We start from the raw sequence: 24,362 nt of genomic DNA, 5'->3' as shown, positions 1-24,362 counted from the left end.
AAGGATGCATTTTTCATTAAAAATTAAGAGGTGCTAAAACAATGTTTGGTTCATTAACACGTAAGCAACGCATTCAAGGCGGATTATGGGGTTTATTAATTGGCGATGCGTTGGGTGTGCCTTATGAGTTTCATCAACCAGCCGATTTGCCGCCTAAAGCACAGCTTGAAATGCAACCACCCTCTGGATTTAGGCGAGCGCATGCTGGTGTACCTTGTGGTACTTGGTCAGATGATGGGGCGCAGGCTTTGGTTTTATTAGCATCCTTGTTAAACCAGAAGGGTTTGCAGCTTGAAGATTTTGCGCGACGCTTAATCAACTGGTACGAGCATGGCTATATGGCAGTGGATTTTCGGGTGTTTGATGTGGGCGTACAAACGGCTACTGCGATTCGAAAACTGATGGCTGGCATTGTGCCAGAGCAAGCGGGTGGAGTGGATGTCTCCGCTAATGGCAATGGATCCTTGATGCGCGTATTACCGTTGGCTTTGTGGCATCAAGGCACTGATGAAGAATTGGTTTATTTAGCACAGCAACAATCCTTGGTGACACACCGGCATTTGCGCTCGCAAGTTTGCTGTGCTTTGTATTGTTTATGGGCACGCGGCTTATTAAATGAGGATGACTTGGCTTGGGAACATGCTGTTACGATTTTGCGGCATATTTTTGGTGAAAACTCCGAAGCTTATACTGAATTGGAGCTTCATATTCGCCCTGATGAAATGCCACTTGGCAAAGGTAGCGGCTATGTGGTGGATAGTTTGAATTCAGTACGCATGGTCGTGTTGCAAGAGAATAGCTATGAAGATGTGGTAAAAGCTGCGCTTGCGCTTGGACACGATACCGATACAACCGCTTGTATTGCGGGTGGTTTGGCGGGGATTAAATATGGAGTGCATGCGATTCCTGAACGTTGGCTGCAGGCTTTGCGCGGGAAGGATTTGGTGGAGCCATTATTGGCTGATTTATTAAAATCAAACTATAAGTAACTAGCATTAGTCACCCTGTATCGTCCTATTGGTTCAAAAGAATTAGTGTTAATCGAGCAAAGTGGTTTCGCTCGTTGGCCGCCATGCTTGCCAGAACAATCGATTTTTTATCCAGTTACCAATGAAGCCTATGCCAAGCAAAATTATGAAATCCAAAAAGTAGGGGTGCGATTCATACCAAATGGTGGATTCCGGCAGAGGAGCTGGAAGCGTTAAACGATAATATCGTGGGCTTGATTGAAGTGCTTGGGGCATATCGTTAGGCAACTTTCTTTCATAGCTGTTACTACTACAGAGAATTGATTAGAGACTCCCCTCCCCCGCATTTTCAGTTACAATAGCGCCCTTTCGATCACTCCCCGATAGGATCTGCTATGGAACTTTCAGCCCTCACGGCCCTTGCCCCCGTTGATGGTCGTTATGCCAGCAAAACCGCTGAGCTACGCCCTTGGTTTAGTGAGTACGGTTTAATTTATCACCGCGTGTTAGTGGAAATTCGTTGGCTACAAATGCTCGCGCGCCATCCACACATTACGGAAGTTCCTGATTTATCAGCAGCCGCGAATGAGTTTCTAGAAAAGGTTGTACAAGACTTTGATGAGGAAGATGCGCGTGCTGTCAAAGCCATCGAGCGCACCACTAATCATGATGTGAAAGCGATTGAATACTTCCTCAAGGATAAAGTCGCTGAGCAAGCTGAACTTAAGGCTATTAGTGAGTTCATTCACTTTGCCTGCACGTCTGAAGATATTAATAATCTTTCCTATGCACTGATGCTGCAAGGTGGCATGCGCCAAGTAATGGAGCCAGAAATGCAGCGTACGGTGGCAGCGATTCGCGACCTTGCCCAGCGCTATGCAGACCAGCCTATGCTCTCACGCACCCACGGCCAAGCTGCCTCACCGACAACTTTAGGTAAGGAAATGGCGAATGTAGCTTATCGTTTACAGCGCCAACTCGATCAAGTCCAAACCTGTGAATACCTTGGCAAAATCAATGGTGCAGTCGGTAACTATAATGCGCATTTGAGTGCTTATCCCGATATCGATTGGCAAACGACGGCAGAGCAATTCGTCACTAGCCTTGGCCTAAACTGGAACCCTTACACCACCCAAATCGAACCACATGATTACATTGCAGAAATCTTCGATGCAGTGGCGCGCTTTAATACGATTTTAATCGACTTCAATCGTGATATTTGGGGCTATATTTCTTTAGGCCATTTCAAGCAAAAAGTTGTAGCGGGTGAAGTCGGTTCTTCGACTATGCCGCATAAAGTGAACCCGATTGATTTTGAAAATGCCGAAGGCAATTTAGGTATTGCCAATGCTTTACTCACGCATTTAGCGCAGAAGCTGCCCATTTCGCGTTGGCAGCGTGATCTAACTGACTCCACGGTGCTACGTACTTTAGGCGTGGGCTTAGGTCACAGTTTGATCGCTTATCAATCTGCTTTAAAAGGTATCTCTAAACTCGAAGCTAACCCTGCCAGTATGCAAGCCGATTTAGATGCGAATTGGGAAGTGCTCGCCGAACCGATTCAAACCGTCATGCGCCGCTATGGGATTGAGCAGCCTTATGAAAAGCTTAAAGCTTTAACCCGTGGGCAACGCATTACGCCTGAAGGCTTACGCGAATTTATTGCCAACTTAGACATGCCCGAAGCTGCCAAAGCTGAACTCAGTAGACTCACACCGAGCACCTATATTGGAAATGCAGCCGCGCAGGCTAAAAAACTATGAGCTTGATTCAACCCAATCAGACTCTCACCCAGTTAGGCGAGCTTTCCACCGAAGAATTCTTGCGCGATTTTTGGCAGCAAAAACCGCTGCTGATTCGCCAAGCCTTTCCCAATTTCCAATCACCGCTTAGTTCTAATGAATTAGCGGGTTTGGCTTGTGATACGGATACCGCACGTTTGGTGCTAGAAAAAGGCGGCACTAGCCCTTGGGAAGTGCGCCACGGGCCTTTACGTAAAAAGGACTTCAATAAGTTACCCGCTACGCATTGGACGCTGCTGGTGAATGATATTGAAAAATTGCTGCCTGAATTTGCCGAGATCATCGAACCTTTCCGCTTTATTCCTGATTGGCGGATTGATGATCTGATGATTAGTTATGCGGTGGATGGCGGTTCAGTGGGGCCGCATGTGGATGCCTATGATGTTTTTCTTTTGCAGGCACAAGGACAACGCCACTGGCAAATTAGCCATCAGACTTGCGCGGAAGATAACTATATTCCTGATATTGACTTGCGGATTATGCGCGAGTTTGTAGCCGACGAGGAATGGACCTTAGAACCAGGGGATATGTTGTATTTGCCCCCCGATGTGCCGCATTACGGGGTTGCTGTCGGTGAATGCATGACCTACTCGATTGGCTTTCGAGCGCCCAGCCGTGCCGATTTATTGGAAGATTTATTAGGGCAGATTTTAGAGCAGCCAGAGATGCAAGAGCGCTTCCGTGATCCTAAGCGCCGTTTACAAGCTGACCCTAGCGAATTAGCCGAGGCTGACTTAGAGCGTTTGACCGAATTTGTCCTAGCGGCACTGCCTGATCGGGCAGCGATTCGTCGTTGGTTGCAGGAAACTTTAGGCTAAATCCATGCCTATCTCCATTTGGGGCTATAGCCGCTTAGGCGCTTCGCCCCTAATAATGTTGAATTCAGCTCCCATCTGAGGTTCGCATGCCTTATTATGTTTTTCGCATCACTCAAACCACTCCAATCTTGAAAACTCTGGAGCATCAAGGCACTCATGCAGCTTATCAAGCAGCACGCCAGCAAGTACGTAGCTTACGAGCAGCAGCTGCACCCAGTGATAAAGCCAGCTATAAACTTATCTTCGCTGCCAACCAACTGGAGGCCGAAGAGCGTTTACAGGAACAGCGTGAGCAACCTGTGTTGATGGAATGGGAAAAGTAAGCCATCCTTACCAGTCACCCGCTAGGAGATCTGAGATTGAAACGCTACCCTATTTTCATGTGCTTAGAGCAGCGCCCGTGCTTAGTCGTGGGTGGAGGCAAAGTAGCACTGCGTAAAACCGAATCTCTCCTACAAAGTGGTGCTAGACCTACACTCATTGCGCCAGAGTTGGATAGTGAGCTAGTCAATCTTTTGCAGCAGTACCCCAATCAAACCACTTGGCAGCCGCGTGAATTCCAAGACCAAGATATTGCAGGTCATTCTCTCGTTATTGCCGCCACTAATAACCCAACTGTTAATGCACGGGTTGCAGAGCTGGCTAATGCGCGACAAGTCCCTGTGAATGTGGTTGATAATCAAGCGGCTTGTAGTTTTATTCTGCCCTCAGTGGTGGATCGTTCACCGGTGATGATTGCTGTGTCTACTGGTGGGGCTTCGCCAGTCTTAGCACGTCAATTACGGATGAAATTGGAAACCATGATTCCCTCATCTTGTGGGCAATTAGCTGCGATCACTGAAGAATACCGTGAAATAGTCAAGCAACGCTTTGCTGATCCTGAACAGCGTAAACAATTTTGGGAACAGACCTTACGAGGTCCATTTGCTGAATTAGTTTATGCCGGTAACGTCAGTGCAGCTCGGCACATGCTGAACGAGTTACTAACTCAAGCGGACGCCACTAGCTCAGTTGGTGAAGTTTATTTAGTCGGTGCAGGCCCAGGTGATCCCGATTTACTCACTTTTCGCGCCCTACGCTTAATGCAGCAAGCGGATGTGGTAGTCTATGACCGCTTAGTCGCTAAATCGATTCTAGAGATGGCGAGCCAAACTGCGGAACGTATTTATGTCGGCAAAGAAAAGTCTAAGCATGCTGTTCCTCAAGAAGGGATTAATGCGCTGTTGGTACGTTTAGCCAAACAGGGAAAGCGGGTCTTACGTCTCAAAGGTGGTGATCCTTTTATCTTTGGGCGAGGCGGCGAAGAAATTGAGACTTTGGCTGAAAATGGCATTCCTTTTCAAGTCGTGCCGGGGATCACTGCTGCTTCAGGCTGTGCTTCTTATGCAGGGATTCCGTTAACCCATCGCGATTATGCCCAATCCTGTACCTTTGCCACGGGTCATTTAAAAGATGGCACCATTGATCTTGATTGGGAAAAACTCGCTCAGCCACGCCAAACGGTAGTGTTCTATATGGGTCTAACTGGAATTGAAGTGATTAGCCGTGAATTGATCAAGCATGGCACCCCCAGCACTATGCCAGCAGCCTTAATTGAGCAAGGCACTACCCGCAATCAACGGGTGCATATTGGTACACTAGCCACTTTGCCAGAGTTGGTAAAACAAGGTTCAGTACGTGCCCCGACCTTGACCATCGTCGGCGAAGTAGTGCAACTGCATGAAAAACTACATTGGTATCAGCCAGAACGTCATGTCACCGCTAGTGAATTCAGTCGCACTCCAAAGCCACAGGAATAGAGCATGACCAGTTTTAAAGAAATCAAAATTACGGTTGACGATAGCTTTAAACAAAACATCAGCGAAGGCAGTAGCTGCTCCGAATCTGAGCCTTTCGCGCTCCAAGTGATTGATCAGAGTATGGAGCCAGAATTTGCGCAAGGTTGTATTATTATTATCGATCCAACAGGGATAGTACGGGATGGTGCTTTCGTATTTGCGAAAGATACTCAAGCCGAGTATATTTTTCGCCGCTTACGCATCACGGCAGGCCGCTATTATTTAGAGGCTTTGCAAGCTCACTATCCGAGTTTTGAAATTCGCCCTGAGCAAATTCAAGGGATTATCACCCAGCGTGCTGGTAAGCGCCGTTCTTATCACAAATGGTATGACTAATGATCATTGTTTATGGGATTAGTAACTGCGATACAGTACGCAAAGCCTGTCAATGGCTGGATGAACGTGCCATTGCCTATGAATTCCACGATTTCCGCAAAGATGGCTTAAATCCAGTCCAATTGCGTGCTTGGGTAGACGAGCTAGGCTGGGAGCAATTCATCAATCGCCGTGGCACCACTTGGCGCAATTTGCCAGAAACCACTCGCAACAACATGAATGAAACCCTAGCGCTAGCCGTGATGGAAGATCAGCCGAGTATTATCAAACGTCCTTTGCTGGATCTAGGTTCGCGCCGAATTTTGGGGTTTGATCCTGAAGAATGGAAAAATCTGTTTCAGAATTAAGCTAAACTCTCCCACTCCTTTAACCACAACTAACCACCATGTCAGATACTTTAGCACTTACTCAGCAACTGATTGCTTTACCTTCAGTGACTCCTGTCGATCATGGCTGCCAACAGCTGATAGCTGAACACTTGGCTCCCTTAGGATTTAAAGCTGAATATTTAAACTTTGAAGATGTGGAAAATCTCTGGCTGCGCCGTGGCACCGAAGGCCCGGTATTTTGTTTTGCGGGTCATACCGATGTTGTGCCCACTGGCCCGTTAGCTGCTTGGGAAAGCGCGCCTTTTCAACCGGAAATTCGCGATGGTATGCTCTATGGGCGAGGTGCTGCAGATATGAAAGGTAGCATTGCTGCCTTTGTGATTGCTGCTGAAAACTTTGTACGCGAGCACCCTGAGCATCAAGGCTCAATTGCTATGCTCATCACTAGCGATGAGGAAGGCCCTTCTAAATACGGCACGGTTAAAGTCGTGGAAACTTTAGAAGCACGCAACGAAAAAATCACTTGGTGTTTAGTGGGTGAACCCTCTAGCTCTAAACAACTCGGTGATATTATTAAAAATGGTCGCCGTGGTTCACTCAATGCCAAATTGACTGTCAATGGTAAACAAGGGCATGTCGCCTACCCGCAGCTTGCCGACAATCCGATTCATCGGGTCGCACCCGCACTCGCCGAGTTAGCCGCCGAGGTTTGGGATCATGGCAATGAATTTTTTCCACCCACTAGCTTTCAAATTTCTAATTTAAATTCGGGTACGGGTGCCAATAATGTTATACCTGGAAGTTTAGAAGCTTTAATTAATTTTCGCTTTTCTACAGAACTCACTGAAGCCGAAATTAAACTCCGCACTGAAACTATTCTAAATAAATATGTAACAAATTATTACTTAGATTGGAGCTTATCAGGTAATCCATTTTTAACTGGCCGTGGAAATTTAGTTAGTGCTACGGTTAAAGCCATTCAAGAAGTAGTTAATATTGAAACTGAATTGTCGACATCTGGCGGAACTTCAGATGGAAGATTTATTGCACCAACGGGTGCAGAAGTTGTAGAGCTGGGGCCTTGCAATGCAACCATCCATCAAATTAATGAATGTGTAGCCATTAGTGATTTAGAAAAATTGACAGTAATCTATCAGAGGATACTAGAAAATTTGCTCCTCTGATATTAGATAAGATTATAATTATAATTTATTTCAGTGTCTTACGAGGTCGACCCCGTTTACGCTTATCAATCTGTGCTTCTGCAAGCTCTGCATCGCCCCAATTAATCAACGTATCATACAGATGCGTTGCTACTTCCTCTAGGCGTGCACCTAGAGCTTGCTGGTAGTACAGATCACGTTTACGCAACAAGTCTAATTCCTGCTCCAAACGTACCACGGTCGCTTCATAACGTTCTTGCAGTTGCTCAATTGTAGTCTGTAATTGATCAATTTTACTACTATATTCACTTTTTAACTGCCGTTTCTCTTCAGCAGCTTGTTGCCTAACCTCAGAGATAGTTGCTGAAATAGCGCCTTTAGGTCGCCCTCGTTTCTTTAATGGTTGTTGATTCATCACATCGGACCCACCATTATTGCCAGACATATCTAAACTATCATCGTAAAATGACACCACACCCAATGCATTTTCCATAATGCCCCCCTTAATTTGAGTTTATACAGAGTTCACTCAAGCGCAATGGATAAATATTACACAAGACATTTTTATTTGTAAAATTTATTACGAAATGTAAATTTCTATTTAATTTCATCATCGCTATCTCTCTACGGTTAGACTGTTACATTTGTTAAACATTGTCTGTTCATCCAGAGTATGCGATGTTATGCCCTTAGAACAGAGCATAAAAATCAAGGAAATTCATGTTTTTTTCATCTCAGGCGAGATTACTCGTGATGGGTTTGTCCTGTAGTCCGAGTTTGCTGTATGCCCAAAGTTCTTGGGAAACTTGCCCGCTCCCTACATCAACGATTAAACAGACTAAGCCTTTACGTCCTGCCAATTTAGACAAAATGGCTATTTATCTAGAGGCTGACCAAGCTCTGTTTCGGGAGCAAGGTGATTCAGAACTGACTGGTCATGTTTATATTAGCCAAAATGATCAGGAATTAAGCGCAACACAAGCGCTCTATAATCGCCAAACAGGCAAGGTTTTAGCGCAAGGAGCGGTTAATTTCCAAAGCCCAACTGTCCATGTGACTGGCCAAGAACTTGAGTACAACTTAAATAGTGGCTTAGGTAGTCTCACTGGGGTTGCTTACCTATTAAATGGCAGTGACGGCCGTGGTGCTAGTAGTGAGCTGATTCAAGAAAGTTCACAAGTAACCCGCTTAAAAAATGCTAGCTACACAACCTGCCCTGTCGGTGTGAATAGCTGGAGCTTGAAAGCAGAAGATATCAAACTAGATCGTAGTACCGAGCAGGGCACTGCGCGCCAAGTCACACTGCAGATTCATGACCGTCCTTTTTTATATTTGCCTTATTTTTCCTTCCCACTGACTGATCAGCGTAAGTCAGGTTTTTTAATGCCTAATTTTGGTACTAATGAGCAAAGTGGCCTGCGCGTCAGTGTGCCTTATTATTGGAATCTTGCCCCTAATTATGACCTCACTACGACCACAAATATGCTCAGTAAGCGTGGCCTACAGTTAGAAAATGAATTTCGCTATTTGACGGAACTGCAGCGGGGTACGGTACAATATGATGTACTTCCCAGTGATCAAGAGCGTCATAATGAATTACGCTATCACTTTGATATTCAACATCTAAGCCAGTTTGATAAACATAATCAGCTCAAGCTACAAGCGGCTGGTGTTTCCGACAAAGATTATTTTGATGATTTAGGCAATTCACTTGCCGTCAGCAGTATCGTTAATTTGGAGCGCACACTCAGTTATACCAGTGATAATGAAGAATGGGATTTTTCTGCTTTAGCGCAAAGTTACCAAATCTTAGACAGTAGCTCTGAAAACTATGCTCGCTTACCACAACTACAAGCCACCTGGACTCCCCAGCTGGCTGAGAATGCACCTAAGCTTAGTGCTAGCAGTGAGTACACTTACTTTTCTCGGAACAAAAACGATAATGGACATCGCTTAGCGACTCAAGTCACGCTTAAACAGCGCTTTGAGAATCCTGCTGCTTTCATTGAGCCAAAACTGAAACTCACTCAAACCAGCTATCAGCTAGAGCAAGCGACTAATAAAAGCATTACCCGAACCTTAACTACGGCTGCGGTAGATGCTGGTTTATTCTTTGAACGTCCTTTAAAAGATGGTAAACGCTTACAGACGCTTGAGCCACGCATTTACTACACTTATACACCCTACCGTGATCAGTCCGCTATTCCAGTCTTTGACTCTTCAGAGCGCACTTTAAGTTATAGCCAGTTGTTCACTGATAATGACTTCACCGGTAAAGACCGAATTGCGGATAATAACCGTCTCTCCACCTCACTGACCACACGAGTTCAAGAGTTAGATAAAGGTCGGGAAATTTTCCGTGCGAGTGTGGGACAAATGTATTATTTTTCAGACCGCAAAGTCACCTTGCCGGATGAAACCGCCAAAACGGGTTCACGCTCTGAACTCGTGATGGAAATGGCGGGTGAATTGAATGACTCCACACGGGTATCTGGAACCGCTTTCGGCGATGTGAAAGCTAAACAAGTATCAGCTAGTCAATTACGGGTGAATTATCAAGATCAAAAGCAGCGGATTTTGAATTTAGGGTATAGTCAGCGCAAAGGTGAATATGAATCAGCCCAAATTGCTTTTGCGACTCCAGTGACTCAAAACTGGACCTTAGTCGGGGCACATGAGCAAGACTTAAAAAATGATCGCAGCCTAGAAACCTTAGTGGGACTTGAGTATCAAAGCTGTTGTTGGAAAAGCCGCTTAGCGGCACGCAATTATTTATTATCAGACAATACCACTTATGATGATGCTGTGTTTGTAGAGCTTGAACTGAAAGGTTTAGGTAGTTTCGGCAGTGGTACACGTAACTTGATGGAAAATCGAATTTATGGCTATAAATAGCACCCAATCTTTGACGACCACTTGGCGCAAATGCTTACCTGCTGCACTGTTAATAGGTGCTTTGGCGGTCGTGAGTCATCCACTGCATGCGGAAGCTTTAGATCAAATTGCGGTTGTGGTGAATAGTGAGGTGATTCTCTACAGCGAAGTGCAGCAACGCATGCAGATGCTCCGTGCTAGCAAAGCTGGAAAAGGTTTAGCGGGTGCTGATCTAACCCGTGCTGCGGTCGATGAACTCGTCACTGAACGCTTACAAGCGCAATATGCGAAAGAAAATGGCATTAATGTGGATGATGCGACGGTCGATCGGGCTATGGACAGTATTGCACGGCAAAATCGGATGGATATGCGTACTTTCCAAGCAGCTTTGCAAAAAGCGGGGATCAGCATGGCTGCTTTACGCGAGCAAACTCGGCGCAAAATTACCGCTGATTTAGTGCGTAAACAAATGGGCGGCAGCAAAGTCGCGGTCTCTGACCGGGAAGTGAATGATTTAATCGCGAGCCAAAGCCAGAAAATTACCGCCGGCGAGCGTTATCGTTTACAGCATATCTTGATCACTGCCCCGAATGGAGCAACCATTGAACAAGTCAATGCCGCACGCAATAAAGCTGAAGACTTAAGAAAACGGGTGGCAAATGGCGAAGACTTCTCCAGTATGGCCAAGCAGTTTTCTGATAATAATGCGGCAGATAATGGCGGTGACCTAGGTTGGCAAGCGGCTGACGCCTTACCCAGCTCCTTTGTGCGTGCTTTATCTTTAATGCAAGTAGGCGATATTTCACCGGTAGTACGTGACCAGAATGGTTTCCATGTTCTCAAGCTCTTAGAGCGCGAAGGGGGTAAGCGTGCAACTGCTGCTGAATCCCATGTACGGCATATTCTGATCAGTACACAGAAATATCCACCAGCCGAAGCCAAGCAAAAAATCGATGAAATTTATCAGCAGTTGCAAGCTGGCGCTGATTTCGCACAATTAGCGAAGGCTAATTCAGATGATCCTGGTAGTGCTGCCCGTGGTGGGGATTTAGGTTGGGCAAAAGCAGGGCAGATGGTCGCGCCCTTTGAGCAAACCATGAATACACAAGCCCCCAATACCGTGAGTCAGCCTTTCCAAACCCAATTTGGCTGGCATATTTTAGAAGTCTTAGAGCGTAAACAAGCCGATCAATCCGCCGATCAAATTCGTGAGAAAGCCACGAGTTATTTAGGTGGTCGCAAGGAAGAGGAACAATACAAAGCCTGGTTGCAAAGTTTACGAAATGGCGCTTATATTGATTATCGCCTGCAAGGTGCAGCACCCAACTTACAACTAAAGTAACCCCCGCAAAGGATGCTTATGAATAAGCGTATACGACTGGCTTTAACCACCGGCGAACCTGCTGGTATTGGCCCTGATTTAGTCTTGCAGTTAGCCAGTCAAACGCATTGGACTGAAGATGTCATTGCTTTAGCCGACATTGAAATGCTACGAGCGCGTGCGCGTTTACTAAACCTCTCTCTGCGCTTACGCCCTTATACACCGGATCAATTCCAAGAGCCTTGCCAACAAGGTGAGTTATTTGTACTGCATATCCCTTGTACCGCGCCTGTGGTTCCCGGTAGTTTGGATAGCCGTAATGCCGCTTATGTTTTAGAGCTACTGAAACACGCTACTAGCGGTTGTCAAGCGGGCGAATTTGCTGCCCTGGTCACCGCCCCCTTACACAAAGGCATTATTAATGAAGCTGGTGTACCTTTTACTGGACATACTGAGTTTTTAGCAGAGCTTACCAATGCACCCTTGCCTGTCATGATGCTGGCTAGCGGCAATTTGCGCGTCGCCTTAGCTACCACGCACTTACCTTTAAATAAAGTGAGTGCGGCGATTACAGCGCCTTTATTACGCAAGGTGTTAAAGATTCTAGATCAAGACTTACGGACTAAATTCGGCATTAAACAGCCGCGTATCTTAGTCTGTGGACTCAATCCACATGCAGGCGAAGGCGGTTATTTAGGAATGGAAGAAATTGATGTCTTGATTCCGACTATTCGTCAACTCCAGCAGCAAGGCTTGCATCTTACTGGCCCATTGCCCGCTGATACTTTATTTACACCCCGTCATTTGCAACAAGCGGATGCGGTACTCGCAATGTATCATGATCAAGGCTTACCAGTACTCAAATATGCCGGTTTTGGTAAAGCAGTCAATATTACTTTAGGTTTGCCAATTATTCGTACTTCAGTCGATCACGGCACGGCGCTTGATTTAGCAGGCACAGGTAAAGCCGAAAGTGGTAGTTTGAAAGCGGCTATTCAATTAGCCATAGGTTTAGGGCGCAGCCAGAATTAAGGTTATAAGTGTAAAAAAAGGGCATCTCAATGATGCCCAACCGCTAGGAGGATATTGAAGCGCAAAACGCTTCAGGATCAATAATAGTTTAAAATATACTGCACTGCAACATTTTATCAGCCTATAAACTTGTTACTTATTTTAATTATTCTTTGCTTTCGGTTAAGGATTAGCAGTCTAACTATGGCAAAATATGCGCGTTTTATCCTTTAGAACAAGCAGAGCTAGTGACTGAAGATGATGACTGATTACTTGCTAATTATTGTTGGCACCGTTTGGGTGAATAATTTGGTGCTCTCCCAATTCCTTGGGCTTTGTCCTTTTATGGGCGTATCACGTAAGCTCGAAACCGCAATTGGTATGGGACTAGCGACGACTTTCGTCTTAACTCTTTCCTCAGTTAGTAGTTATCTGGTAGACACTTGGCTGCTGGAGCCTTTAGGTTTGCAATATTTACGCACCTTAAGCTTTATTTTAGTGATTGCTGCTATTGTCGGCTTTACTGAAATGGTCGTGCGTAAATCCAGCCCCGTTCTGCATAATGTTTTGGGTATTTATTTACCGCTCATTACCACTAATTGCGCCGTTTTAGGTGTAGCCTTACTTAATGTGCAAAAACAGCACGGTTTTATTGAATCCGCGCTGTATGGTATGGGTGGTGCTTTGGGCTTTACCCTAGTCATGGTGATGTTTGCGAGTATTCGTGAACGCTTAGTTGTTGCTGATATTCCGAATGTGTTTAAAGGTAATGCCATCGGTCTCATCACCGCGGGCTTAATGGCACTGAGTTTTATGGGCTTCTCTGGTTTGGTAAAGCACTAAGATGTTAAGCGCTTTATTAGTTGTAGGCAGTTTGGCAGCTATTTTTGGCTTATTGCTCGGCTTTGCCGCGATTCGCTTTAAAGTCGAAGGTGATCCGCTCGCGGATAAGATCGACAAGTTACTGCCCCAAACCCAATGTGGGCAATGCACCTTTCCAGGTTGTCGCCCTTATGCAGAAGCGATAGCCAAAGGTGAGGCTGACATCAATCAATGCCCTCCAGGCGGTGAACCGACGATTCAAGCCCTTGCGGAGCTACTTGGGGTTGAACCTAAGCCGCTCAATGCTGAAAATGGTGAAGCGCAAACTGTACCTTTAGTGGCCATTATTGACGAAGCGACTTGCATTGGTTGTACCTTGTGTATTCAAGCCTGCCCAGTGGATGCGATTGTTGGTGCAGCCAAACATATGCATACGGTCATCGAAGCAGAGTGTACTGGCTGCAAACTCTGTTTACCGCCCTGCCCCGTTGATTGCATTTTAATGGCTCCAGTGAAAACCAGCCCTACTACGTGGAAATGGCCTTATCCGATCATTCCTCTGAAAGAGGTGGCCTAATGTTTAATCTGCGTAAATTCTGGCAAAGCAGTAGCGGCTTACATCTTAAGGATTATCACAAAGAACAATCTACTCAACAGCCAGTAAGGAAGCTTACTGCTGCTAATGCGAGTGAATTAGTTATTCCCTTGCAACAACACTCAGGGCATAAACCCAAAATCATCGTTAAAGCAGGCGATTTTGTTTACAAAGGACAATGTTTAGCTGAAGCTGAAGGGGTTATCAGCGTGCCTGTGCATGCCAGTACCTCGGGCAGAATACAAGCGATTGAAGAGCGCCCCATTGCGCACCCTTCTGGTTTAACTGATTTATGTGTGATTTTAATTCCCGATGGGCAAGATAACTGGGGTGATCAGCGCTTAGTACCGATTAAAAATTATGCTGAAGCTTCTGCTACTGTCTTACGTGAACGTGTGAGCCAAGCGGGGATCGTGGGTTTAGGTGGTGCAGTCTTTCCCTCCGCGATCAAGCTAAATGTCCCCGAATCAGTACAACTCACCACCCTAGTAATTAATGGCGCTGAATGTGAGCCTTATATTACCTGTGATGATCTATTGATGCGCGAGCAGGCGAGTGAAATCATCACTGGCTGCCTGATTATGCTCAGAGCCTTGCATGAACATGCGCCCTCTCAAGGCTTAGAGTGCTTAATTGGGATTGAAGATAATAAGCCGCAAGCTATTCAAGCCATGCAAGTTGCTGCTGAGCACACGAAGGATACTCGTATTAAGATAGTACCTGTTCCTACTCAATATCCTACCGGTGGCGAACGGCAATTAATTCATATTTTAACTGGGCGCGAAGTCCCTAGTGGTAGGCGTCCGACTGATATTGGGGTGCTTTGCCATAATGTCGCCACGGCGCGTGCTATTTACCAAGCAGTCGTGTTAGGCCAGCCCTTAATTTCCCGTTATGTGACTGTCACCGGCAAAGGTGTGGTGCAACCACAGAATTTCGATGTCCCCATTGGTTTAAGTATGCACACCCTTATTCAAGCTGCGGGTGGTTATACTTCAAAAGCTAAACGCTTAATTATGGGCGGCTCTATGATGGGCGTAGCTTTACCGACTGATCAAATACCAGTCGTGAAAGCAACCAATTGTTTATGGGTCAGCGAGCAGGCGACCGAAGCTATTACCCTACCCTGTATTCGCTGTGGTCAATGTGCAGAAGCTTGCCCTGTCAATCTCTTACCGCAGCAATTGTATTGGCATGCTCGTGCGCGTAACCTTGAAAAAGTCGAGCAACATCATATTTTTGACTGCATTGAATGCGGTTGCTGTGCTTATGTCTGCCCTAGTCATATTCCGCTGGTGGATTATTATCGTTATGCTAAAGCCGATATTTACGCCCAACGTGAAGCGCGTGAAAAAGCTGATTTAGCCCGCGAACGCCACGACTTTCACCAAGAACGCCTTGAACGAGCTAAACGTGAAAAGGCCGAGAAACTAGCTAAGCATAAAGAAGTCGCACAAACTAAAACTAGCCAAGACGACAAACAAGCAGCCATTCAAGCAGCTTTAGAGCGTGCTAAAGCGAAAAAAGCTCAGCAAGCTGCCCCTGCACCTAGTGCCACTGCTGCAGAGGATAAACCAGCATGATGTTTGGTACTAAAACTTCACCGTATATGCATGCGCCGCAAAGCGTTGGGCAAGTCATGGCACAAGTCATTTATGCCCTAGTGCCAGGAACTTTAGTATTACTGTGGTTTTTTGGTTGGGGGGTGGTCACCAATTTATTACTAGGCTTGGGCTTTGCTTTAGGCTTAGAAGCTTTAATGCTCAAATTGCGCCAACGCCCCCTTATACCTTTTTTGACTGACTACAGCGCATTGGTTACTGGTTGGCTGTTAGCTGTTGCACTTCCACCCTATGCACCTTGGTGGTTACTGCTGATTGCCATGGTTTTTGCCATAGTAATTGCTAAGCATCTGTATGGTGGCTTGGGCTATAACCCCTTCAATCCTGCAATGGTTGGTTATGCAGCCGTCTTGGTGTCTTTCCCCATTGAAATGACCAGTTGGCCAACACCTGAACTTACCAGTATTGGCAATATCAGTTTAAGTGAAACTTTGCAGCAAGTCTTTCTAGGTGGCATTAGTACTTGGGATGGCCTGACCCAAGCCACCCCACTCGATACAATCAAAACACATTTAAGACTCGGTGAAACAGTCGAGCAAATTCGTCAAGGCCAAGCTTTTGGTTGGATCGCAGGTCAAGGTTGGGAATGGGTGAGTTTAGCTTGGCTGGCAGGCGGTTTATGGCTGATTTATCGCAAGATCATTAGCTGGCATATTCCAGTTGCTTTAATCGCCGCTCTGGCTGGAATGTCTATGATGTTTTGGCTAATTAATCCGCATAGTTATAGCTCACCCCTCTTCCATTTAGTCAGTGGCGCGACTATCTTAGGTGCTTTTTTTATTGCCACCGACCCCGTTTCTGCGAGTACCACACCTCTAGGTAAACTTCTTTATGCCGGCGGAATAGGTTGTTTTACTTATATTATTCGGGTTTGGGGTAACTATCCGGATGCGATTGCCTTTGCTGTGTTGATTATGAATATGGCTGTACCCTTACTGGATACCTATACCCAACCGCGGGTGTATGGTACTAAAGGACGGTTTGGCTTATGAATACTTTAGTATGGGAACTTAGCAAGCCTACCCTCTTATTAGCAGGTTTCGCCTTGGCAGGTACCTTGCTGCTAGCGGGTGTACATACCGTTACCGCTAAGCAAATTGCTGAAAGTGAGCGTCAAGCACTGCTCACACGGATTAATACCTTAGTCGAAGCCAGCCGCTATGATAATAATCCATTGGAAGATACGCTTAGCCTAGCCGCTACCGAGTTGAATAGCTCCGAACCGGTACTAGTCTATCGCTTGCGAAAACAGAACCAACCAGTTGCTGCAGTTTTCACCACGACTACACCCGATGGGTATAGTGGTAATATACGTTTAGTCGTTGGTGTTAATGCAGATCAAACGCTCGCGGGTGTACGTGTGTTAGCGCATAAAGAAACCCCCGGTTTAGGCGATTGGATTGATGTCGAAAAAAGCGATTGGATTTTAGGTTTTTCAGGTAAATCGCTTCAAAATCCTACTGAAACTGCTTGGTCGGTGAAAAAAGATGGTGGGGAATTTGATCAGTTCACCGGCGCAACCATTACCCCACGTGCCGTGGTCGCCGCAGTCAAACAGGTGCTGGTTTGGTCAGGACAACATACCGATACTTTATTTGCGCCTAGTACAGGAAAGCAGCCATGAGTGCAGAACATCCTTATCGTGAAATCGCCTTCAATGGCCTTTGGCAAAATAATCCCGGCTTAGTCCAGCTTTTAGGCTTATGCCCTTTAATGGCGGTCACTACCAATATAGTCAATGGACTTGGTTTAGGCATCGCTACCTTACTGACCTTAGCCACTACTAACTTACTGATTTCCTTGTTACGTCCTTTCATTCGTGAAGAAATTCGGATTCCCGCCTTTGTCTTGATTATCGCCTCTACCGTCACCGCAATTGAATTACTGATTCATGCTTATTTCAGCGAACTCTATGCAGTGCTAGGGATCTTTATTCCTTTGATTGTGACCAACTGCATCATTATTGGCCGAGCTGAAGCTTATGCCGCGAAAAATCCACCCAAATATGCTTGGCTAGATGGTTTAATGATGGGGCTTGGTTTTACTTTAGTCTTAGTTGCCTTAGGAGCCATTCGCGAATTTTTGGCACATGGGACTTTATTCTCCCAAGCCCATCTGATGTTTGGAGAAGCGGCACGCGGCTTAAGTTTGCATCTTAGTGATAATTTCAAAGGCTTATTATTAGCGGCTTTGCCACCCGGTGCGTTTATTAGCTTAGGTTTTTTAGTAGCGGGGAAAAACTATATTGATCAACGGCGGGCAGCGCGCGCCCAACAACAAGCTTTACTCAAACCTGTGAGTGACGCCATTTGAAGCCGGAACAATGTGCGGAAATATTTCGACGCTGGCAAGCTGCTGACCCGCATCCAAGCACTGAGTTGAAGTATGCTTCGCCCTTTGAACTCTTAGTGGCAGTGATTTTATCGGCTCAAGCCACGGATAAAAGCGTCAATAAAGCGACCACAGAACTCTTTCCCGTGGCAAATACACCGGAAGCAATTTTAGCTTTAGGCGAAGCAGGCTTACGCAACTATATTAAAACCATTGGTCTTTATAATGCCAAAGCCAAAAATATTATTGCGACTTGCCAAATGCTCATTGAACAGCACCAATCGGAAGTTCCTAATAATCGAGCTGATTTAGAAGCCTTACCTGGTGTTGGCCGCAAGACCGCTAATGTTATTTTGAATACTGCTTTTCATCAGCCTACGATGGCAGTTGATACACATATTTTTCGCCTCGGCAATCGTACTGGCTTAGCACCGGGGAGAAATGTACTGGAAGTGGAAAAAGGTTTGCTCAAAAATATTCCGCCTGAATACTTGCAAGATGCGCATCACTGGCTGATTTTACATGGTCGTTATGTTTGTACAGCGCGCAAGCCTAAATGCCCCACTTGCTTGATCGTGGATTTATGTGAATACAAGGAAAAAACTGCCGCATGATCTCTGCCCAACGTGAAAACTTACGCCGCTATTATCTAACTTGCTGGCAAAAACAGCAGGCCGGACAAGTATTAGAAGGCTTAGAAAAACAAGTCGCGGCAGTGATTTTAGAGCACCCAGAATATCACCCGATCCTTGCCAATACTGATCAAGCTTTGCAGCAAGATTATGCGCCAGAAGAAGGCAATACTAATCCCTTTCTGCATATGGGCTTACATTTAGGTTTGCGAGAACAAGTGTCCACCGACCGACCCGTAGGAATTCGTGATCTTTATGAAAATCTAGCTGAACGCTACGGGCAACATGAAACCGAACATTTAATGATGGAATGTTTGGTGGCCAATCTTTGGCAAGCTCAACAGCAGCAACAGCCGCCCGATGAGCATGCTTATTTAGCCTGCTTAGTGAAACTCGGCTGAAAGCTGCATGTCAGCAGCATCGACTCGCAAGAAACTACCCTGTTGATACCAGTCGCCGAGCACGATTCGCTTGGCGCTTTGCCCCTCTAAGTTAAACTCGTGAATAGCAGGCCGGTGAGTGTGTCCATGAATGAGCTGGGTTACTTGAGCCGTGCGCATAGCAGCTTCAATCGCTGTTTGATTGGCATCAAGAATGTCTTCCTGCTTAGTTTGTGCAGTTTGCTGGCTTTGCATCCGTAAACTTTGCGCATACTGCAAACGCTCAGGGATACTTTTAGCTAAAATTTGTTGTTGCCATTGCGGGCTACGGAATAAAACCCGTGCTTTTTGATAATCTATATCATCAGTGCATAGTAAATCGCCATGCATAATCAGGGTTGACTGACCGTAGAGGTCAATAGTTTTTTGTTCAGGCAGGAGTGTCATCGAACTTAGCTCAGCGAATTGCTCTGCCAATAAAAAATCACGATTTCCATGTTGGAAGTAAATCGGCGTGCCACTCGCTGCAACCTGCCTAAAGGCTTGCAGAATCGGCAATACCCTTTGACCCTCTGGGGTTGCGAGAAAATCATCACCAATCCAATACTCAAACAAATCGCCAAGGATGTATAAAGCTTCGGCTTGCCCACGAATATGCTGCAAAAATTCAAACAATAAATGCGTACTGGCTGGGCGAGCTGGCTCTAAATGCAGATCAGAAATAAACCAAGTTGTCATTCAAAACCGCTCCAAGCTCCGTTAAGCCGCTAAATAAGTCGGCGATTGCATTTCATTTAAGCGGCTAAAGGCACGCGCAAATTCAAATTTGAGCAACTGACCTTGATACAGCTCTTTAATATCGTAGCGGGTGGAGATGATCAGTTGTACCTTACGGTCATACAACTCATCAATGAAATTCAAAAAGCGCCGCGCTGCGTTCTCGCTATCCTGATTCATAATCGGAATATCAGAGAGAATAATCGTCCCATAACGCGCTGCTAACTCAATATAGTCGCTGGTGGAGCGTGGGCCATCACAGACCGTTTTAAAATCTAGCCAAATAATATTATCAGCCATTTTCTTCACCGGCAGGCGGCGGCTATTCAGCTCCATTTCTACATTTTCGTGAACCTTGCCTTTTGCCTCCTCACGGAAGCGTTGCTCAAGCTCGGGGTCTGAATGGGTAATATTATCGGTCTGCTCATCCAAAGGAATCACATGGCGCATACGGTAGTCAACACCATTATCTAATTCTAACACTTGCAGATTTTTCTTAATTAACTCAATCGCTGGCAAGAAGCGCGCACGCTGTAGACCATTTTTATAAAGATCATCCGGCGGGCGATTGGAGGTGGTTACAATAGTGACATCATTATGCACTAAGCCCTGCAATAACCCCGCTAGAATCATCGCATCGCCGATGTCTAAGACATGAAATTCATCAATGCAAAGCAGTTCCGTATTGGCAGCAATTTTTTTGGCAACCAACTCCAAAGGGTCTTTTTGATGAGTACCTAATTTGCGCAGTTCTTCATGCACCATCAACATAAAATGATGATAGTGATAGCGATTTTTCTCGGCGATGGGTACAGCTTTAAAGAAATAATCCATAATCCACGTCTTACCACGCCCTACGCCACCCCACATATAAGCACCTTTCACACTGACTTCAGTGCGTGGTTCGGGCTTAGAGAAGAAGCGAAACCCTTTCGCGGGCGGTTGGGGCTTAGGATTGACTAAACCATCCATAATTCCTTGTAAAACCTGAATAGCACCTTCCTGTGCAGGGTCTCGTTGGATATTGCCAGCAGCAACTTCGGAATTATACAGAGCAAGCAGTGTCATGTGGTGGATTTCACGATTAGCTAATAAGCTCGCGTATTGTCGGTAATCGCTTTCAGATCGTCAACCAATGCACCGACAAATCCGTTAATTTTCACCCTTTAAAGCGGTAAAATTGTCGACAATGTGCAATTGCACATTCTTTGCATCAGGAATAATGGGTTTAGGGGAAGCTGTTTTGTAATCAGAAACATGCTACAACTAGCTTTTGCGTAATGAGACAGAGTTTTATGATGTCGACACTTCACGAAGCACAGATTTTAAGTATTGCTCAACAGGGCGAGCCGGTGTTGGCTCAGCTCGCTCAAGCTGTCAGCAACCCGCTCGAGTCTGAAGTACAAACGCTGATTCGAAATATGCATGCTACCATGCTCGCTGCGAATGGTGTCGGTATTGCGGCTCCACAAGTTTTCCAATCTTTAAGAATCATTATTGTCGCCTCACGCCCGAATCCACGTTATCCCGATGCACCTTTAATGGAACCCATCGCGATGATTAATCCAGAAATCCTTTGGCAATCGACTGAAACTTGCTTAGGTGAGGAAGGCTGTTTGAGTGTAGAAAATACCCGTGCCCAAGTTGCACGCGCCGAGCACCTAAAGATGCGTTATCTCAATCAACAAGGTGAGAAAATTGAGGCTGACTATAGCGGTTTTGTAGCACGAATTATTCAGCATGAAGTCGATCATTTGAATGGGGTATTATTTGTGGAGCGGGCTGAGCTTGCTCAGGACTAGTTAAAATTAACCTAGCCCTAAACAGAAAAGCTACTTAAGCACGCCGCGAACGCTTCCGCACGCCACCACCGCCTAAAGAACCACCCTCTACGCTTAAGTCACCGGCTAATTGCGCTTGTGCACCTTTAGACACGGTGCCTAAATCACGCAGAATCACGTCCAAACTAGGTTTTGCTTGCGGCACATGTTTGTCCATCGCAGCACGCATCGCTTTAATATGCTCAGGGCTAGTCCCACAGCAACCACCAATAATCCGCGCCCCCGCATCCATCGCTAATTCGACATACCGCGCCATGAGTTCTGGCGTACCGTTATAGACAATTTTGCCATCGACATACTCAGGAATACCGCAGTTTGCTTTAGCCACAATAATAGGCTCTTGTTCTTCACCTGCTGCATTAAAGAAATTCAATACGGCTGCCACCACCTCAGAAGCGCCTACTCCACAATTCGTTCCGCAGGCAATCGGATGGGGATGCAGATTCGGTTGCAGATTAATAATATCCGCTGCCGTCAAACCCATCATCGTGCGACCATTGGTATCAATACTTAAAGTATTCACCACAGGTAAACCCACGCGCCCAGCACCTAAGACCGCCGCTTCAACCTCTTCTTTTGAGGACAAAGTCTCAAGCCAAAGTACATCCACACCTGCCGCTGCTAAAGCCCGCGCTTGCTCTTCAAAAATATCCGCTGCCTCCGCAATCGAGAGCGGGCCATTCGGCTCCAAAATATCCCCAGTAGGCCCCATTGAGCCACCCACAACAATCTCGCGCCCTGCTTTAGCAATCTCATCTTTTAAAATTTTGACCGCCGCCGTATTCAACTCTGCAACCCGATCTTGAGCTTGATGTAATACTAAACGACGGCGATTTCCACCAAAGGTATTGGTTAAGATAATATCGGAGCCTGCTTCCACAAAGGTGCGATAGTGTGCAGCAATTTTTTCCGGCTGTTCAGCATTCCATAACTCGGGCGCATCGCCGGTCATTAAACCCATGGTGAATAAATTAGTACCGGTTGCACCATCAGCTAAGAGAAAGCGTTTTTCCGCCAACATGCGCAAAAATAAATTAGATTCGGACATTCTTAAACCAGCCTCAAAAGCAAATGAATGCGCGCATTCTGGCATAGCTTGAGGAGGGTGAACAGCTTAGGACAAGGCTAATCAACTGTTTATCCTATTAAGTAAATGGGTCGCAACTAATTCCGCAAAATCCGTCGATAGGTTTTACGATCAATTAACAAAATCCGTCCACCTGTAGCTTGGATTTGCAAAGTACGTACCTCAAAACCTTGGCTTGCTTCGGGTGCTAAAACGACTCGGTAGCCACCACGCTCACCCATTTCAAAACTATATTTGCCGTGTGCGTAAATATTGGGATACCCGTTTACTCGAAAATGATCCTGCTGAAACTCATAGGTTAAAGAGGGTTGAGTGTGCGCTAAGGCTCCCTCTGAATAGCGCCAAACCCCCTGAATTTCTGGGATACCGCTAGAATTTTCACTGATCGTACTACAACCTATATTGAGTAGCATGCATGCCAGCCATACACTCGCTAACTTGTATCCCCCTAACCCATTCATACTTATTAAAAATTCCATCTATGAAAACAGTGGCTTGAGTTTAGTGCATCAGGAAATAATTTTGTGAAAAAATCCCTCACTATTAACCAGCTTTAAACACGAGTCGGCAAAGAGCGGGCGTATAAAGCAACCAGTAATAAAAATGCACCAAAAATATAATAGACCGTATAAAAAGGCAGCATCAACAAAATAATGGAAATAACTAACGGAGTCAGTAATTCTGACATTTCTCGCCAAGTTGAAAATACCATAGTCATTTCGGTGCGTTCATAAGGCTTTACAGTACGCATAAACGGGATATTCCCTAAGACATCGACAAAAGAAGCTCCCCACGCCCCTGTCCACCACAATAGCACGCCAATTTTCTGTGAATCACCTAATAACCCCAAGCCTAATAAGGAACTACCACATAAGCACAAACCAAAAATCAGTACGTTTTTAGTATGGAAGCGTTCAGCTAAAGCCCGTACCCAAGGGCTAAAAAATAACATCGCACAGCCTAAAGATAATAAAGCAGCACCCACCCATTTAGGTAAACCGGCCTCTACTACATAAATAGGCCCATAGACATATAAAAGCACCCAAAATACTGAACGACTTAAAGTAATCAAATAAGAAATACGTAAGAACTTTTGCTTAAAAAAATGCGGCACTAAAATTAAAGGATGGATAGCTTTCCGTGGTTTGGCAGCGGTTAAAACGGGATTATCCCCTAAACGCAGATGCCAGAAATAAGCGAGCATAACGACTGCACTCATCATGGACACTAAAAAGGCACTGAAAGGCATTTCATGTTCCCACAAGAAAATGCCTAGTAATGGCCCTAGCAACCAAGCCACCCCGTTATACAACATGCGACGCGATTCTGTGCGGGCAAACTCAAGCTTTTCGATATAGTCCATGACATATAAAGAAATACACACCGTAAACATCGAAGCCGCAGCCGAACGCAGTCCTATTCCTGTTGCGAATATCCACCCGCTCCCAAAATACATCAGGAGTGATGACACCACCAACATCACTGCCCCCAAACTTAAGACCCAACGCCGCTGTAAGATCTTTTCTAAACGGCTAAAATTTAGGGTTATAAATAAGGTAACGAGCGCGGCGACTAAGTAAATCTGCGCTACAGCTTCTTTACTCCCTAAGGCCTCAAAAGCGATCAACGGAATGATGCCTACTAGAACGGCACGTGCTAAGCCTTCTAAAGCAGTTAAACGAGCTAAAGCTCCGCCAGTATCAGTGTCTGCAGCTAAAGCAATCACTCCGGACGGCCGTGGTGGTAACATAGGTGGTGCCCCATTTTTGTGAATTTTATCTGAACAACGCGCATGGTAACGCTTTCAACTGGCAC

26 protein-coding genes are annotated in these 24,362 nt (G+C 45.7%); 20 read left to right on the top strand and 6 right to left on the bottom strand.

Annotated features, from left to right (window positions below):
* Positions 1-41 precede the first annotated feature (41 nt).
* The 8 genes from Q0230_RS13420 (at position 42) to dapE (ending at position 7,275) form a co-directional block, all read left to right on the top strand.
* Positions 42-989 carry an ADP-ribosylglycohydrolase family protein gene (locus tag Q0230_RS13420; protein WP_298610664.1) on the top strand — a complete coding sequence of 316 codons (948 nt, stop codon included), beginning with the start codon at positions 42-44 and terminating at the stop codon, positions 987-989.
* A gap of 374 nt (positions 990-1,363) precedes the next feature.
* Positions 1,364-2,731, top strand: a complete 1,368-nt coding sequence (gene purB / locus Q0230_RS13415; RefSeq protein ID WP_298610663.1) for an adenylosuccinate lyase — start codon at positions 1,364-1,366, stop codon at positions 2,729-2,731.
* A complete protein-coding gene (locus tag Q0230_RS13410) occupies positions 2,728-3,588 on the top strand; it encodes a cupin domain-containing protein (RefSeq protein ID WP_298610661.1) in 861 nt (286 codons plus the stop codon). Before purB ends, Q0230_RS13410 begins: the two co-directional genes overlap by 4 nt.
* 86 nt (positions 3,589-3,674) lie before the next feature.
* On the top strand, positions 3,675-3,911 hold the full coding sequence (locus Q0230_RS13405) for a hypothetical protein (RefSeq protein ID WP_298610660.1): 237 nt from the start codon (positions 3,675-3,677) through the stop codon (positions 3,909-3,911).
* Between the two features lie 36 nt (positions 3,912-3,947).
* Positions 3,948-5,387, top strand: a complete 1,440-nt coding sequence (cysG, locus tag Q0230_RS13400; RefSeq protein WP_298610659.1) for a siroheme synthase CysG — start codon at positions 3,948-3,950, stop codon at positions 5,385-5,387.
* Positions 5,388-5,390: 3 nt separating this feature from the next.
* Positions 5,391-5,762, top strand: coding sequence for a S24 family peptidase (locus Q0230_RS13395; RefSeq protein WP_298610658.1), 372 nt, complete (start codon positions 5,391-5,393; stop codon positions 5,760-5,762).
* Positions 5,762-6,109 carry an ArsC family reductase gene (locus Q0230_RS13390; RefSeq protein ID WP_298610657.1) on the top strand — a complete coding sequence of 116 codons (348 nt, stop codon included), beginning with the start codon at positions 5,762-5,764 and terminating at the stop codon, positions 6,107-6,109. Before Q0230_RS13395 ends, Q0230_RS13390 begins: the two co-directional genes overlap by 1 nt.
* Positions 6,110-6,147: 38 nt before the next feature.
* Positions 6,148-7,275 (top strand): succinyl-diaminopimelate desuccinylase, encoded by a 1,128-nt coding sequence (gene dapE, locus Q0230_RS13385; protein WP_298610656.1) that lies wholly within the window; start codon positions 6,148-6,150, stop codon positions 7,273-7,275.
* 25 nt (positions 7,276-7,300) lie between these two features.
* On the opposite strand, the gene Q0230_RS13380 is transcribed toward dapE, so the two are convergent.
* The gene (locus Q0230_RS13380) at positions 7,301-7,747 is read right to left on the bottom strand and encodes a DNA-binding protein (RefSeq protein WP_298610655.1); all 447 of its coding nucleotides are present in this window, start codon (positions 7,745-7,747) and stop codon (positions 7,301-7,303) included.
* A gap of 227 nt (positions 7,748-7,974) precedes the next feature.
* Between Q0230_RS13380 and Q0230_RS13375 the strand changes: the two genes are divergently transcribed.
* The 11 genes from Q0230_RS13375 (at position 7,975) to Q0230_RS13325 (ending at position 18,863) form a co-directional block, all read left to right on the top strand.
* Positions 7,975-10,149, top strand: a complete 2,175-nt coding sequence (locus Q0230_RS13375; RefSeq protein ID WP_298610654.1) for an LPS-assembly protein LptD — start codon at positions 7,975-7,977, stop codon at positions 10,147-10,149.
* Entirely contained in the window at positions 10,136-11,470 is a 1,335-nt protein-coding gene (locus Q0230_RS13370) for a peptidylprolyl isomerase (RefSeq protein WP_298610653.1), read from the top strand. The genes Q0230_RS13375 and Q0230_RS13370 overlap by 14 nt, the downstream gene beginning before the upstream one ends.
* Positions 11,471-11,488: 18 nt before the next feature.
* Positions 11,489-12,481 (top strand): 4-hydroxythreonine-4-phosphate dehydrogenase PdxA, encoded by a 993-nt coding sequence (gene pdxA / locus Q0230_RS13365; protein WP_298610652.1) that lies wholly within the window; start codon positions 11,489-11,491, stop codon positions 12,479-12,481.
* 240 nt (positions 12,482-12,721) lie between these two features.
* Entirely contained in the window at positions 12,722-13,303 is a 582-nt protein-coding gene (gene rsxA / locus Q0230_RS13360) for an electron transport complex subunit RsxA (RefSeq protein WP_298610861.1), read from the top strand.
* Position 13,304: 1 nt separating this feature from the next.
* Positions 13,305-13,859 (top strand): electron transport complex subunit RsxB, encoded by a 555-nt coding sequence (gene rsxB, locus Q0230_RS13355; RefSeq protein ID WP_298610651.1) that lies wholly within the window; start codon positions 13,305-13,307, stop codon positions 13,857-13,859.
* Positions 13,859-15,460, top strand: coding sequence for an electron transport complex subunit RsxC (gene rsxC, locus Q0230_RS13350; protein WP_298610650.1), 1,602 nt, complete (start codon positions 13,859-13,861; stop codon positions 15,458-15,460). The genes rsxB and rsxC overlap by 1 nt, the downstream gene beginning before the upstream one ends.
* Complete coding sequence (gene rsxD / locus Q0230_RS13345; RefSeq protein ID WP_298610649.1) at positions 15,457-16,491, top strand: electron transport complex subunit RsxD; 1,035 nt, start codon at positions 15,457-15,459, stop codon at positions 16,489-16,491. The genes rsxC and rsxD overlap by 4 nt, the downstream gene beginning before the upstream one ends.
* The gene (gene rsxG / locus Q0230_RS13340; RefSeq protein ID WP_298610648.1) at positions 16,488-17,123 is read left to right on the top strand and encodes an electron transport complex subunit RsxG; all 636 of its coding nucleotides are present in this window, start codon (positions 16,488-16,490) and stop codon (positions 17,121-17,123) included. Before rsxD ends, rsxG begins: the two co-directional genes overlap by 4 nt.
* Complete coding sequence (locus Q0230_RS13335) at positions 17,120-17,812, top strand: electron transport complex subunit E (RefSeq protein WP_298610647.1); 693 nt, start codon at positions 17,120-17,122, stop codon at positions 17,810-17,812. The genes rsxG and Q0230_RS13335 overlap by 4 nt, the downstream gene beginning before the upstream one ends.
* Entirely contained in the window at positions 17,809-18,444 is a 636-nt protein-coding gene (gene nth / locus Q0230_RS13330) for an endonuclease III (protein ID WP_298610646.1), read from the top strand. The genes Q0230_RS13335 and nth overlap by 4 nt, the downstream gene beginning before the upstream one ends.
* Positions 18,441-18,863, top strand: a complete 423-nt coding sequence (locus Q0230_RS13325; RefSeq protein WP_298610645.1) for a DUF1841 family protein — start codon at positions 18,441-18,443, stop codon at positions 18,861-18,863. Before nth ends, Q0230_RS13325 begins: the two co-directional genes overlap by 4 nt.
* Here Q0230_RS13325 and Q0230_RS13320 read toward each other — a convergent pair.
* Both Q0230_RS13320 and zapE read right to left on the bottom strand, forming a co-directional pair.
* Positions 18,846-19,580, bottom strand: a complete 735-nt coding sequence (locus Q0230_RS13320) for a UDP-2,3-diacylglucosamine diphosphatase (protein WP_298610644.1) — start codon at positions 19,578-19,580, stop codon at positions 18,846-18,848. The genes Q0230_RS13325 and Q0230_RS13320 overlap by 18 nt on opposite strands.
* Before the next feature lie 21 nt (positions 19,581-19,601).
* Positions 19,602-20,687 carry a cell division protein ZapE gene (gene zapE / locus Q0230_RS13315; RefSeq protein WP_298610643.1) on the bottom strand — a complete coding sequence of 362 codons (1,086 nt, stop codon included), beginning with the start codon at positions 20,685-20,687 and terminating at the stop codon, positions 19,602-19,604.
* A 227-nt stretch (positions 20,688-20,914) separates the two neighbouring features.
* On the opposite strand from zapE, the gene def reads away from it, so the two are divergent.
* Positions 20,915-21,421, top strand: a complete 507-nt coding sequence (gene def, locus Q0230_RS13310; RefSeq protein WP_298610642.1) for a peptide deformylase — start codon at positions 20,915-20,917, stop codon at positions 21,419-21,421.
* Between the two features lie 34 nt (positions 21,422-21,455).
* On the opposite strand, the gene bmt is transcribed toward def, so the two are convergent.
* The 3 genes from bmt to Q0230_RS13295 form a co-directional block, all read right to left on the bottom strand.
* Positions 21,456-22,508: a betaine--homocysteine S-methyltransferase gene (bmt, locus tag Q0230_RS13305; RefSeq protein WP_298610641.1), complete on the bottom strand. Its 1,053-nt coding sequence runs from the start codon at positions 22,506-22,508 to the stop codon at positions 21,456-21,458.
* Between the two features lie 116 nt (positions 22,509-22,624).
* A complete protein-coding gene (locus Q0230_RS13300; RefSeq protein ID WP_298610639.1) occupies positions 22,625-22,960 on the bottom strand; it encodes a hypothetical protein in 336 nt (111 codons plus the stop codon).
* Positions 22,961-23,100: 140 nt separating this feature from the next.
* Positions 23,101-24,297, bottom strand: coding sequence for an MFS transporter (locus Q0230_RS13295; protein WP_298610638.1), 1,197 nt, complete (start codon positions 24,295-24,297; stop codon positions 23,101-23,103).
* Positions 24,298-24,362: the final 65 nt, after the last annotated feature.

It is taken from the genome of uncultured Thiothrix sp. (genome assembly GCF_937876535.1).
In the GTDB taxonomy this organism is placed as follows: domain Bacteria; phylum Pseudomonadota; class Gammaproteobacteria; order Thiotrichales; family Thiotrichaceae; genus Thiolinea.
The sequence above is the reverse complement of the archived record's forward strand: the minus strand, read 5'-3'. Positions and strand labels throughout refer to the sequence as shown.